This is a genomic window from Bordetella bronchiseptica (genome assembly GCF_900636925.1).
GTDB classification, from domain to species: domain Bacteria; phylum Pseudomonadota; class Gammaproteobacteria; order Burkholderiales; family Burkholderiaceae_B; genus Bordetella; species Bordetella pertussis.
In genome coordinates this window covers 1,242,759-1,254,821 of sequence record NZ_LR134326.1, presented here as the reverse complement: position 1 = coordinate 1,254,821, position 12,063 = coordinate 1,242,759, and the positions used below count along the sequence as shown (strand labels likewise).

The window sequence follows — 12,063 nt, the reverse complement described above, 5'->3', positions numbered from 1 at the left end:
TCCAATACCCCGTCAGCCCTTGAGGCGATCGAGTTCGTCAACGTTGATCGTGTTCAGGTTGCGGAACAGCAGTACCAGGATCGCCAGGCCGATGGCGGCCTCGGCGGCCGCGACGGTCAGGATGAAGAACACGAACACCTGGCCGGCGATGTCGCCGAACCAGCTCGAGAACGCCACGAAGTTCATGTTGACGGCCAGGAGCACCAGCTCGATGGACATCAGCAGAATGATCAGGTTACGGCGGTTGAGGAAGATGCCGAAGATGCCGATGGCGAAGAGAATCGCCCCCAGGATCAGGTAGTGGGCCAGCGTCAGCGTCATTGTTGTTCTCCTTGGGCATCCGCGGACGGCGAGGCCACGCGAGCCTGGGCACGGTCGCTCTGCGCGGTCATCTTCACCATGCGGAAGCGGTCTTTCGCGCGCACGCGCACGGCGGCGACCGGGTCGTTGTACTTGGCGTCGCGACGGCGGCGCAGGGTCAGCGCGATGGCCGCCACCATGCCTACCAGCAGCAGCGCCGCGCCCACTTCGATGGCGTAGACGTACTGGGTGTACATGACTTCGCCCAGCGCGCGGGCGTTGTTGTAGTCGCCGGCGACAGGGGCCTGCGGGCCGGCGCCATACCAGGTGGAGCCCAGCACGAAGGCCATTTCCAGCACCAGCACCACGCCGATGACCAGGCCCAGCGGCAGATAGGTCTTGAGCCCGTCGCGCAGGCTGTCGATGCGGATATCGAGCATCATCACGACGAACAGGAACAGCACCATCACGGCGCCGACGTAGACCAGCACCAGCAACAGCGCCAGGAACTCCGCGCCCAGCAGCATCCAGATCATGGCGGCGTTGGCAAACGCCAGGATCAGGTGCAGGACGGCGGTGACGGGGCTGCGCGCCGTGATCACGCGGAAAGCGGCGATCACCAGGACGAAAGCCAGTATGTAGAACAGGACGGTAGTAAATGTCATGGATCAGACCCTGGCGATCAACGGTAAGGCGCGTCTTCGGCCCGACGGCGGGCGATTTCGGCTTCGTAGCGGTCGCCGACGGCAAGCAGCATGTCCTTGGTGAAGTAAAGATCGCCGCGCTTCTCGCCGTGGTACTCGTGAATGTGGGTTTCCACGATCGAGTCCACCGGGCAGCTCTCTTCACAGAAACCGCAGAAAATGCACTTGGTGAGATCGATGTCGTAGCGCGTGGTACGGCGGGTGCCGTCGTCGCGCTGCTCCGATTCGATGGTGATGGCCAGCGCCGGGCAGACCGCCTCGCACAGTTTGCACGCGATGCAGCGCTCCTCCCCGTTGGGATAGCGGCGCAGCGCATGCAACCCGCGAAAGCGTGCCGAGGTCGGCGTCTTTTCCATCGGGTAGCGCAGGGTGACCTTGCGCTTGAAAAAATACTTGCCCGTCAGGCGCAAGCCCTTGAACAACTCGGTCAGCAGCAGGCTACCGAAAAAATCCTTGATCGCTTCCATTTCCAGCCTCAGCCTGACGCATCAGCGCCAAATGTTCCAGGGCGTCTGCATCCAGATCGCCAAGACGACCAGCCACACGCCGGTCAGCGGGATGAAGATCTTCCAACCCAAGCGCATGATCTGGTCGTAGCGGTAGCGCGGGAACGACGCGCGGAACCACACGAACATCGAAACCACGCAGAAGGTCTTGATGCCCAGCCAGATCCAGCCCGGAATCCAGTTCAGCGGCGCGATGTCGATCGGCGACATCCAGCCGCCCAGGAACATGATCGCGGCCATGCACGACAGCAGGATCATGTTGGCGTATTCACCCAGGAAGAACAGCGCGAAGGCCATGCCCGAGTACTCGACCATGTGGCCGGCCACGATTTCGGACTCGCCTTCGACCACGTCGAACGGGTGGCGGTTGGTTTCGGCCACGGCCGAAATCACGTAGATGATGAACAGCGGCAACAGCGGCAGCCAGTTCCAGGACAGGAACGTCAGGCCACGCTCGGCGAACCAGCCACGGCCCTGCCCCAGCACGATTTCGCTCATGTTCAGGCTGCCCGACACCAGCAGCACGCTGACCAGCACGAAGCCGATGGCCAGCTCGTACGACACCATCTGCGCCGAGGCGCGCAGCGCGCCCAGGAAGGCGTACTTGGAGTTCGAGGCCCAGCCGGCCACGATCACGCCATACACGCCGATCGAGGTGATCGCCATGATGTACAGCAGTCCGGCGTTGACGTTGGCCAGCACCACCTCGGGGCCGAACGGCACGACGGCCCAGGCGGCCAGCGCCGGCATCAGCGTCACCACGGGCGCCACCACGAACAGCACCTTGTTGGCGGCGCTGGGCACCACCACTTCCTTGGTCAGCAGCTTGAACACGTCGGCGAACGGCTGCAGCAGGCCCTTGAAGCCGACCCGGGTCGGCCCCAGGCGCACGTGCATCGCGCCGATCATCTTGCGCTCCCAGTACGTCAGGTACGCCACGCACAGAATGATGGGCACGGCGATCACGACGATCTTGACGAGCGACCAGACCACCATCCACGCCACGGGGCCCAGCAGTGCCTGACCGTGGCTTTCGAGAACATTAAGCCATTCCATCAGACACGCTCCACGCTGATTTGACCGAAGGCACCGCCGAGGGCGGCGGTTTGCTCAAAGGCGGCGGCCACGCGCACGGCGCGGTCGGCCACGGCCTCGTCCAGGGCGGCTTCGAGCTCGATGGCCCCCGCCGCGCCGCTTACGCGCACCTTGTCGCCCGCGCTCACGCCCAGGCTGGCCAGGGTGCGGCCATTCATGCGCGCCTTGGGCGCGCGCGAAGCCGGAGCGGCCTGCAGCGGTTCGGAGCGGCGCACGATGGCGTCGGTGCGATAGATCGGCACATCGGCCACGCGCTCCAGCGCATCGAGCGGCTGGCCCAGGCCCAGCGGGGCGCTGATGGCGTTGGACAGGCGCGCTTCCACGCCGCCCGCCAGCGCCGCGTCACGCACGGTTTCGGAGGTCTCCTCGTCAAAGCCCGCCAGGTGCAGCACGTTGCCCAGCACGCGCAGCACTTTCCAGGCCGGACGCGTCTGACCGAACGGCGCGACCGTGCCCTTGAAGCTCTGCGGCTGGCCTTGCGCGTTGACAAAGGTGCCCGAGGTCTCGGTGAACGGCGCGACCGGCAGCATGACATCGGCCCAGTCCTGGGCCGCCGAACGATACGGCGTCAGCGCGACGGCGAACTGCGCGCCGCGCAGCGCGGCCAGCGCTTGCGGCGCGTTGTCGGCGTCCAGCGAGGGCTCGGCGTGCAGCACGATGTAGGCCTTGAGCGGGTCGGCCAGCATGGCGGCGGCATTCTTGCCGCCCTTGCCCGGCACGGCGCCAGCCAGGTAACCGCCCACGGTATTGCCGCCGGCGGTCAGGAAGCCCAGCTTCGCGCCGGCCAGTTGCGCCACGGCCTGCGCGTTGGCCGCCAGCGTGGCGGCCTGCGGCGCGTTGACGGCCATGTTGCCCAGCAGCACCGCGGCATTGCTGCCCGAGGCCAGGCTGGCGGCGATCTGCTTGGCGCCCTCTCCGGCCGCCACGGCGGCGAACTCGGCCGGCACGGCCTGGCCCTTGGCCTGCGCCAGCGCCACGGCCACTTCGGCCAGGGCGCTTGCCAGCCCGGACGGCGCAACCGTCAGGCGGCCGGCGACCGGCATCAGGGGATCGTCGGCGGCGGCGTCGAGCAGCAGCACCTGCGTGCCGCGCTTGGCGGCCTGGCGCAGGCGTTGCGCCATCAGGGGGTGGTCCTTGCGCAGGAACGAACCAATCACCAGGACGCGGTCGAGGTTGTCCAGTTCGGCGACCGGCATGCCCAGCCACGGCGCGCCGCTCAGGGCCGCGTCGAAGCCGGCGTCGGTCTGGCGCAGGCGGAAGTCGATGTTCTCGGAACCCAGGGCGCGCACCAGGCGGCCCAGCAGGGAGAACTCTTCAGTGGTGGCGTACTCGGAAGCCAGCGCGCCGATCTGGCCGGCGCCGAAACTTTCGCGCACGCGCGACAGGCCCTGGGCCACCGCCTGCAGGGCGTCGGCCCACGAGGCTTCCTGCCACTTGCCGTCGGCGCCCTTGATCATGGGCGCGGCCAGGCGGTCGTCGCTATTGAGGCCTTCATAGGAGAAGCGGTCGCGGTCGCTGATCCAGCACTCGTTGAGCGCTTCGTTCTCGAACGGCACCACGCGCAGCGCGCGGTCGCCCTTGACCTGGACCACCAGGTTGGCGCCCATGCTGTCGTGCGGGCTGACGCTGCGGCGGCGGGCCAGTTCCCAGGTGCGCGCCGAGTAGCGGAACGGCTTGGACGTCAGCGCGCCCACCGGACACAGGTCGATCATGTTGCCCGACAGCTCGGACTCGATCGAACGGCCGACGAACGACGTGATCTCGGCATGCTCGCCGCGGTTGAGCATGCCCAGCTCCATCACGCCGGCGATTTCCTGGCCGAAGCGCACACAGCGGGTGCAGTGGATGCAGCGGGCCATTTCCTCGGCCGACACCAGCGGGCCGAGGTCCTTGTGGAAGACGACGCGCTTTTCTTCCTTGTAGCGCGACGACGAGCCGCCGTAGCCGACCGCGAGATCCTGCAGCTGGCACTCGCCGCCCTGGTCACAGATGGGGCAGTCGAGCGGGTGATTGATGAGCAGAAACTCCATCACCGATTTCTGCGCGGCCTTGGCCTTCTCGGAGCAGGTGTGCACCACCATGCCGTTGGTCACGGGCGTTGCGCAGGCGGGTAGCGCCTTGGGCGCCTTCTCCACTTCCACCAGGCACATGCGGCAGTTGGCCGCGATGGACAGCTTCTTGTGGTAGCAGAAATGCGGCACGTACAGCCCGAGCTTCTGGGCCGCATGCATCACCATGCTGCCTTCGGGCACTTCGACTTGATTGCCGTCGACGGTTAGTTCAACCATTGCTGTTCCTGAGACCTACAGATATTGCGGGACCACACAAGACTTGTGCTCGATGTGGTGCGCGAATTCGTCGCGAAAATGCTTGATGAAGCTGCGCACGGGCATGGCAGCGGCATCGCCCAGGGCGCAGATGGTGCGCCCCATGATGTTGCCCGCCACGCTGTCGAGCATGTCCAGGTCCTCGGGGCGGCCCTGGCCATTCTCGATACGGTGCACCATGCGGTAGAGCCAGCCGGTGCCTTCGCGGCACGGCGTGCACTGGCCGCAGCTTTCCTCGAAATAGAAATACGACAGCCGCAGCAGCGACTTGACCATGCAGCGCGTCTCGTCCATGACGATCACCGCGCCCGAACCCAGCATCGAGCCGGCCTTGGCGATGGCGTCATAGTCCATCGTGCAGTCCATCATGATGTCGGCGGGCAGCACCGGCGCGCTCGAGCCGCCGGGAATCACCGCCTTCAGCTTGCGGCCGCCGCGCATGCCGCCGGCCAGTTCCAGCAACTTCGAGAACGGCGTGCCCATCGGGATCTCGTAGTTGCCGGGACGCTCGACGTCGCCGGAAATCGAGAACAGCTTGGTGCCGCCGTTGTTGGGCTTGCCCACTTCGAGGTAGGCCTGCCCGCCGTTGCGGATGATCCAGGGGACCGCCGCGAAGGTTTCGGTGTTGTTGATCGTGGTCGGCTTGCCGTACAGGCCGAAGCTGGCCGGGAACGGCGGCTTGAAGCGCGGCTGGCCTTTCTTGCCTTCCAGCGATTCGAGCAGCGCGGTTTCCTCGCCGCAGATGTAGGCGCCGTAGCCATGGAACGCGTGCAGCTGGAAGCTGAAATCCGAGCCCAGCAGCTTGTCGCCCAAAAAGCCCGCCGCGCGCGCCTCTTCGAGCGCTTCCTCGAAGCGTTCATACACCTCGAAGATTTCGCCGTGGATGTAGTTGTAACCCACGCTGATCCCCATCGCGTAGGCGGCGATCGCCATGCCCTCGATCACGATATGGGGATTGAAGCGCAGGATGTCGCGATCCTTGAACGTGCCGGGCTCGCCCTCGTCCGAGTTGCACACCAGGTACTTCTGGCCCGGGAACGCGCGCGGCATGAAGCTCCACTTCAGGCCGGTGGGAAAGCCTGCGCCGCCGCGGCCGCGCAGGCCCGAGGCCTTGACTTCCGCGATCACGTCTTCCGGCGTCATGCCGGTGGTGAGGATCTTGCGCAGCGCCTCGTAGCCGCCGCGCTTGACGTACTCCTGCAGGCGCCAGTTCTCGCCATCGACGTCGGCCATGATCTGCGGCGCGATGTGCCGGCCATGCAGGCACATCGAGATCGACAGATCGTTCAGCGGATTGGGGTCCAGCCCCTGCGCCAGGCGCTTGTACAGGTCGGGCGCGTTCATGCCGACTCTCCTTGCGACTTCAGGCCATCGACCAGCGCGTCCAGTTTCTCTTCCGTCATGCGCACGCACATATGCTTGTTGTTGACGATGAGCACGGGGGAATCGCCGCAGGCGCCCATGCATTCGCCTTCGATCAGCGTGAACCGGCCGTCGGCCGTGGTCTCACGGAAATCGACGCCCAGCTTGCGCTTGAGATAGTCGGCGGCCTTTTCGCCATCGCGCAAGGCACAGGGCAGGTTGGTGCACACGGCAATCTTGTGCGTGCCGACCGGCTTGACGTCGAACATGTTGTAGAACGTGGCGACTTCCTGCACCGCGATGGGCGGCACGCCGATGTAGTTGGCCACGTCTTCGAGAATTTCGGCCGGCAACCAGCCTTTCTCTTCTTGCGCGATGGCAAGCGAGGCCATGATGGCCGACTGCCTTTGGTCGGCCGGGAACTTGGCCAGCTCACGGTCGATTTTTTTGTAGGCCTGTTCGGAAAGCAGCATAGTTTGAATCCGGGTTATGCGGGCGCTCTGGACTGATATGAAGAATCAGCGGTCGATCTCGCCAAAAACGATGTCCTGCGTGCCGATGATGGTGACGGCGTCGGCAATCATATGGCCGCGCGCCATTTCGTCCAGCGACTGCAAGTGGGCAAAACCGGGCGCCCGGATCTTCAGGCGGTAGGGTTTGTTGGCGCCATCGGCCACCAGGTAGATCCCGAACTCGCCCTTCGGGTGCTCGACCGCGGCATAGGCTTCGCCGGGAGGCACGTGGAAACCTTCGGAGAACAGCTTGAAGTGGTGGATCAGCTCTTCCATGTTGGACTTCATGGCGGTGCGGCTGGGCGGCGCGATCTTGTGGTTCTCGATCATGACCGGACCCGGGTTGTTGCGCAGCCATTCGACGCACTGGCGGATGATGCGGTTGCTTTCGCGCATCTCGGCCACGCGCACCAGATAGCGGTCGTAGCAATCGCCATTGACGCCGACCGGCACGTCGAAGTCCATCAGATCGTAGACTTCGTAAGGTTGCGTCTTGCGCAGGTCCCAGGCCACGCCCGAGCCGCGCAGCATCGGGCCGGTAAAGCCCAGCGCCTTGGCGCGATCCGGGTCGACCACGCCGATCCCCACCAGGCGCTGCTTCCAGATGCGGTTGTCGGTGAGCAACGTTTCGTACTCGTCGACGCAGCCGGGGAAGCGATTGGTGAAGTCCTCGATGAAATCCAGCAGCGAGCCCGAGCGTGCGTCGTTCATCGCGCGCACTTCCTTCTCGCCGCGGTATTTGCTCGAATCGCCGTACTGCGGCATGGTGTCGGGCAGGTCGCGGTAGACGCCGCCGGGACGGTAGTACGCCGCGTGCATGCGGGCGCCCGAGACCGCTTCATAGCAGTCCATCAGGTCCTCGCGTTCGCGGAAGGCGTACAGGAACACCGCCATCGCGCCCACGTCCAGGGCGTGCGAGCCCAGCGACATCAGGTGGTTCAGGACGCGGGTGATCTCGTCGAACATCACGCGGATGTACTGCGCGCGCAGCGGCGCCTCGATGCCCAGCAGCTTCTCGATGGCCATGACATAGGCGTGCTCGTTGCACATCATGGACACGTAGTCCAGGCGGTCCATGTAGGGCAGCGCCTGGATGAAGGTCTTGTGCTCGGCCAGCTTCTCGGTGGCGCGGTGCAGCAGGCCGATATGCGGGTCGGCGCGCTGGATGACTTCGCCGTCGAGCTCGAGGACCAGGCGCAGCACGCCGTGCGCGGCCGGGTGCTGCGGGCCGAAGTTGAGCGTGTAGTTCTTGATTTCTGCCATGATTAACGCCCCATGCCGTAAGAGTCTTCACGAACGACGCGCGGCGTGATTTCGCGCGGGTCGATCGTGACCGGCTGGTAAATGACCCGCTTCTGCTCGGGGTCGTAACGCATTTCGACCGTGCCGGAGAGCGGGAAATCCTTGCGGAACGGGTGGCCGATGAAGCCGTAGTCGGTAAGGATGCGGCGCAGGTCCGGGTGGCCTTCGAAGACGATGCCGTACAGGTCGAAGGCTTCGCGCTCGAACCAGTTCACGCCGGGCCAGCATTCCAGCAGGGACGACACCATCGGGAACTCGTCGTCCGGGGCCCAGGTGCGCACGCGCAGGCGCCAGTTGTGCTCGATCGACAGCAGGTGCACGACGACGGCATAGCGGCCGCGCGTGACCGGGCCGGTCTTTTCCTCGGGCTGCGTGCCATTGCCCCAGGTCAGGTAGTCCACGCCGCAAAGGTCGATACAGGACTCGAAGCGCAGCGCCGGGTCGGTGCGCAGCTTGGTGCACGCCGAAAACCACTGCTCGGCGGCGACTTCCAGCGTCAATTCGCCAAGCGACTCGGTGAGCGCGAGGTCCTGGCCAAAAGCGGCCTGCAAGTTGTTTTTCAGGGTTTCGAGCCTGGTCATCATCATGTACGCATAGGTAAACCGGGACACTGCTTCACTGGGCGGCGGCGCGATCGAACCGCGCCGCCCGCGCCGGTGGCTCAGCGCGCAATCGTATTGGTCAGGCGGATCTTGTTCTGCATCTGCAGCAGGCCATAGACCAGCGCCTCGGCCGTGGGCGGACACCCCGGCACATAAACGTCGACGGGCACGATGCGGTCGCAACCGCGCACCACCGAGTACGAGTAGTGGTAGTAGCCACCGCCGTTGGCACAGGAACCCATGGACACCACCCAACGCGGCTCGGGCATCTGGTCATAGACCTTGCGCAGCGCCGGTCCCATCTTGTTGCACAGCGTGCCGGCCACGATCATCAGATCGGACTGGCGCGGGCTGGGACGGAAAATGATGCCGAACTGGTCCAGGTCGTAGCGGGCGGCGCCCGCGTGCATCATTTCGACCGCGCAACAGGCCAGGCCGAAGGTCATGGGCCACATCGAACCGGTCTTGGCCCAGTTGAGGAACTTGTCGGCGCTGGTGGTGATGAAGCCTTGCTTGAGAATGCCGTCTATAGCCATATTCGTCTCTGATAGCGTGCTGATCGAGGCCGGGATTTATTCCCAGTCCAGCGCGCCCTTTTTCCATTCGTAGATAAACCCGACGGTCAGCACGGCCAGGAAGACCATGACTGTCCAGAAACCGACGAGGCCCACCGTACCCTGGGCAATGGCCCACGGGAACAGGAACGCGATTTCCAGGTCGAACAGGATGAAGAGAATGGCTACCAGGTAGTAGCGCACATCAAACTTCATCCGCGCGTCTTCGAAGGCTTCGAAGCCGCATTCATAGGGCGACAGTTTTTCGGCGTAAGGACGCCGCGGCCCAAGCAACGAGCCCGCTGTAAGCAGGGCAAACCCGATCAGGGTTGCCACCAGGATAAACAGCAGGACGGGGAAATACGGGTGCAGGTTCATTCAGGCGTCCGTCAAATGCGCAAACCTTTGGATTGTAGCATTTACGGAATTACTTCCGGCTGAACCCAAGCGCTCGGAAACATGATTCAAAAGCGAAAAAAGCCGCCCCGAAGGGCGGCTTTTCACGCGCGGGCACGAGGCCCGCGCGTCAGCTTGGAATCGAAGCGGAACTTGCGTTCCGCAGCCGATTAGAAGCGGTGACGGATACCGACGCCGACAGCGGTCGACTTGGCATCTTCCAGGAACGCGAAGTTCTTGGCGTACGAACCGTAGGCGTACAGGTTGGTGCGCTTGGACAGGTCGTAGGTGTAGCCCAGCGAGAAGACGTTCATCTTCTCGTCGCCGCCGGTCAGCTTGTCGTTGCTGGGGTCAACCATCTGCCACGAACCGAACACGTTGCTGGCGCCGCCGATGGGGGCCGACAGGCCGACCATGTACGAGTTGGCCTTGAAGCCGTCAGCGAAGGTGTTCACGCCGAAGCCGCCGAACTTGTCGCCCGAGGGCAGCGTGACGGCGACCGGGTAGCCTTGGCCACCGAACCAGCCGTCGGTCGTGCGAGCGTAGGCCAGAGCCAGCTTCACGACTTCGAAGTCATACGAACCGCCGAGGCCGTAGCTGCGCGGGGTCGCGTCAACTTCGCCTTGGGCTTGGTTGTTCGAGGCGTTCAGCTGGTCGTACGACAGAGCGACGTTCAGCGGGCCGTTCACGTAGCGCAGACCGGTCGTGATGGCACGAACGTTGTCGGCGGTGGCGAAGCCAACGCGGTTGACGGCGTCAGCATCCTTGTCGTTCGCGCTGAACGAGTAGCCGATACCGAACTGGAAGCCGCTGTACGACGGGGTCTGGTACATGACCATGTTGTCGTAGCGAACGGTGTTCATCGCGCTCATGCCCATGCCGATGTTGGCTTGACCGAAGCCAGCGCCGAACGGATCGATCGAGCCGAAGTACTTCGAGGCGATGTTGGTTTGGCGACCGAAGTCCAGACGGCCCCAGCTTTCGCTTTGCAGACCGATGGTGGCTTGGCGACCGAACAGGCGGCCGTCTTGGGCCGAGTTACCGTTGCCCGAGTTGAAGCCCGATTCCAGTTGGAACACAGCTTGCAGGCCGTCACCCAGATCTTCCGTACCACGCAGACCCCAGCGCGAACCGTTCTGCACGCCGTTGATCATGCCGAAGCGGCTGTGGTTGTACTTGAAGTCGCTGCCGTCGGCGTTAGCGCCTTTCACCTTGAAATCGACATCGTTGTAGCCGATACCCGTGTCGATGATACCGTACAGGGTGACCGACGTTTCTGCCTGAGCGGCACCGGCGAAACCGGCGAGCAGGGCGGCAGCGAGCAGAGTCTTTTTCATTTAAGAAATCTCCGTTGATTTGAGTGACAAGAGCAGCAATGCAGCACATACCGGCCTGCCGCCCCCCTAACTCCGCGAAGGGAAGTTGACGCTATTGCATCAAAAATCGGCAGGACTGGCTATGGTCAGGCTCAGAAAAAAGCCGGTTTCCCGCCCCATTGTTGGTAAGTTGCAACATCCTGTCCCCTTAATCCGGAATCGCGCGCGGGCTAACCCTAGGGCGGCGCATCGCAATGCAACAAGTCCCTGCCCGCCCGCTTTGCGCCGATCTCCTACCACCCCTGGTGGACGATTCGTCCGACCTCACCACGTATGCCCGCGCCCGTCCGCGCCCCGATCGCGCCTGCCGCTGGCGCACATGGATATAACATTGTTATTTTGAAAGAACGTTGCTATAACCTGCCTGGGCGACCTGTCGCGTCGCCGCCACACCGTCGCGCAGACAAGGAAACCCATGACCCTGCCCCGCCCGCCCGGCCGCGCCGACCAGCTAGCCTCGCTGCGACGGCAATTGATCCTGGAAGCCGCCGAGCGCGTGTTCGCGCGCGATGGCCTGGAAAACACCACGATCCGCGCCATCGCCAAGGAGGCCGACTGCACGACCGGTGCGATCTATCCATGGTTCGACGGCAAGGAAGCCATCTATGGCGCCGTGCTGGAGGCGTCGCTGCAGCGTCTGCGGCAAAGCCTGGCCGACGCGCTGCGGGACGCTGTCGACGCCCAGGCCGCGCGCAGCGTGATCGTTGCCTTCTTCAATTACTACACGACGCGCCAGACCGAATTCTCGCTGGGCCTGTATCTGTTTCGCGGCCTGGGGCCGCGCGGCCTGGGGCGCGAAATGGACGACAGGCTGAACGCGCGCCTGCGCACCTGCGTGGAGCTGCTGGGCACGGGCCTGGCGCGCACCCGCCGCTGGCCGGCCGAGCGCATCGCCCTGGAAGAAATGAACACCTTCACCTATCTGATGGGTCTGCTGCTGCTGTTTCATACGCGCCGGCTCAAGTCGCTGGGCCAGCAGGCCGAATCGCTGCTGGACAGTTTCATCACCGCCCTGGAGCAGCGCTGA

13 protein-coding genes are annotated in these 12,063 nt (G+C 64.3%); 1 reads left to right on the top strand and 12 read right to left on the bottom strand.

All coding sequences use genetic code 11. The features are described 5' to 3' along the window. Positions 1–12 precede the first annotated feature (12 nt). From nuoK to EL288_RS05865, 12 genes are all read right to left on the bottom strand, one after another. Positions 13–321 (bottom strand): NADH-quinone oxidoreductase subunit NuoK, encoded by a 309-nt coding sequence (nuoK, locus tag EL288_RS05920; RefSeq protein WP_003813920.1) that lies wholly within the window; start codon positions 319–321, stop codon positions 13–15. Then, positions 318–965: an NADH-quinone oxidoreductase subunit J gene (locus EL288_RS05915; RefSeq protein WP_003813921.1), complete on the bottom strand. Its 648-nt coding sequence runs from the start codon at positions 963–965 to the stop codon at positions 318–320. Before EL288_RS05915 ends, nuoK begins: the two co-directional genes overlap by 4 nt. 17 nt (positions 966–982) lie before the next feature. Beyond that, positions 983–1,471 (bottom strand): NADH-quinone oxidoreductase subunit NuoI, encoded by a 489-nt coding sequence (gene nuoI, locus EL288_RS05910; protein ID WP_003813924.1) that lies wholly within the window; start codon positions 1,469–1,471, stop codon positions 983–985. Positions 1,472–1,492: 21 nt separating this feature from the next. Next, a complete protein-coding gene (gene nuoH / locus EL288_RS05905; RefSeq protein ID WP_003813926.1) occupies positions 1,493–2,566 on the bottom strand; it encodes an NADH-quinone oxidoreductase subunit NuoH in 1,074 nt (357 codons plus the stop codon). Next, positions 2,566–4,893, bottom strand: a complete 2,328-nt coding sequence (nuoG, locus tag EL288_RS05900) for an NADH-quinone oxidoreductase subunit NuoG (RefSeq protein ID WP_003813928.1) — start codon at positions 4,891–4,893, stop codon at positions 2,566–2,568. The genes nuoH and nuoG overlap by 1 nt, the downstream gene beginning before the upstream one ends. A 15-nt stretch (positions 4,894–4,908) precedes the next feature. After that, on the bottom strand, positions 4,909–6,276 hold the full coding sequence (gene nuoF / locus EL288_RS05895) for an NADH-quinone oxidoreductase subunit NuoF (protein ID WP_003813930.1): 1,368 nt from the start codon (positions 6,274–6,276) through the stop codon (positions 4,909–4,911). After that, complete coding sequence (gene nuoE, locus EL288_RS05890) at positions 6,273–6,767, bottom strand: NADH-quinone oxidoreductase subunit NuoE (protein WP_003813932.1); 495 nt, start codon at positions 6,765–6,767, stop codon at positions 6,273–6,275. Before nuoE ends, nuoF begins: the two co-directional genes overlap by 4 nt. 45 nt (positions 6,768–6,812) lie before the next feature. Next, the gene (locus EL288_RS05885; RefSeq protein ID WP_003813935.1) at positions 6,813–8,069 is read right to left on the bottom strand and encodes an NADH-quinone oxidoreductase subunit D; all 1,257 of its coding nucleotides are present in this window, start codon (positions 8,067–8,069) and stop codon (positions 6,813–6,815) included. 2 nt (positions 8,070–8,071) lie between these two features. Continuing rightward, positions 8,072–8,695 carry an NADH-quinone oxidoreductase subunit C gene (locus EL288_RS05880; protein ID WP_010926963.1) on the bottom strand — a complete coding sequence of 208 codons (624 nt, stop codon included), beginning with the start codon at positions 8,693–8,695 and terminating at the stop codon, positions 8,072–8,074. Positions 8,696–8,769: 74 nt separating this feature from the next. Then, positions 8,770–9,246 (bottom strand): NuoB/complex I 20 kDa subunit family protein, encoded by a 477-nt coding sequence (locus EL288_RS05875; protein ID WP_003813941.1) that lies wholly within the window; start codon positions 9,244–9,246, stop codon positions 8,770–8,772. 36 nt (positions 9,247–9,282) lie between these two features. Then, a complete protein-coding gene (locus EL288_RS05870; protein ID WP_003813943.1) occupies positions 9,283–9,642 on the bottom strand; it encodes an NADH-quinone oxidoreductase subunit A in 360 nt (119 codons plus the stop codon). A gap of 188 nt (positions 9,643–9,830) precedes the next feature. Beyond that, entirely contained in the window at positions 9,831–10,997 is a 1,167-nt protein-coding gene (locus EL288_RS05865) for a porin (RefSeq protein WP_003813945.1), read from the bottom strand. 454 nt (positions 10,998–11,451) lie between these two features. On the opposite strand from EL288_RS05865, the gene EL288_RS05860 reads away from it, so the two are divergent. After that, a complete protein-coding gene (locus EL288_RS05860) occupies positions 11,452–12,063 on the top strand; it encodes a TetR/AcrR family transcriptional regulator (protein WP_003813947.1) in 612 nt (203 codons plus the stop codon).

Excerpts from the sequence above, each read along its gene's own strand:
- nuoK (WP_003813920.1), bottom strand. The coding sequence starts at position 321 with ATGACGCTGACGCTGGCCCACTACCTGATCCTGGGGGCGATTCTCTTC.
- EL288_RS05915 (WP_003813921.1), bottom strand. The coding sequence starts at position 965 with ATGACATTTACTACCGTCCTGTTCTACATACTGGCTTTCGTCCTGGTG.
- nuoI (WP_003813924.1), bottom strand. The coding sequence starts at position 1,471 with ATGGAAGCGATCAAGGATTTTTTCGGTAGCCTGCTGCTGACCGAGTTG.
- nuoH (WP_003813926.1), bottom strand. The coding sequence starts at position 2,566 with ATGGAATGGCTTAATGTTCTCGAAAGCCACGGTCAGGCACTGCTGGGC.
- nuoG (WP_003813928.1), bottom strand. The coding sequence starts at position 4,893 with ATGGTTGAACTAACCGTCGACGGCAATCAAGTCGAAGTGCCCGAAGGC.
- nuoF (WP_003813930.1), bottom strand. The coding sequence starts at position 6,276 with ATGAACGCGCCCGACCTGTACAAGCGCCTGGCGCAGGGGCTGGACCCC.
- nuoE (WP_003813932.1), bottom strand. The coding sequence starts at position 6,767 with ATGCTGCTTTCCGAACAGGCCTACAAAAAAATCGACCGTGAGCTGGCC.
- EL288_RS05885 (WP_003813935.1), bottom strand. The coding sequence starts at position 8,069 with ATGGCAGAAATCAAGAACTACACGCTCAACTTCGGCCCGCAGCACCCG.
- EL288_RS05880 (WP_010926963.1), bottom strand. The coding sequence starts at position 8,695 with ATGATGATGACCAGGCTCGAAACCCTGAAAAACAACTTGCAGGCCGCT.
- EL288_RS05875 (WP_003813941.1), bottom strand. The coding sequence starts at position 9,246 with ATGGCTATAGACGGCATTCTCAAGCAAGGCTTCATCACCACCAGCGCC.
- EL288_RS05870 (WP_003813943.1), bottom strand. The coding sequence starts at position 9,642 with ATGAACCTGCACCCGTATTTCCCCGTCCTGCTGTTTATCCTGGTGGCA.
- EL288_RS05865 (WP_003813945.1), bottom strand. The coding sequence starts at position 10,997 with ATGAAAAAGACTCTGCTCGCTGCCGCCCTGCTCGCCGGTTTCGCCGGT.
- EL288_RS05860 (WP_003813947.1), top strand. The coding sequence starts at position 11,452 with ATGACCCTGCCCCGCCCGCCCGGCCGCGCCGACCAGCTAGCCTCGCTG.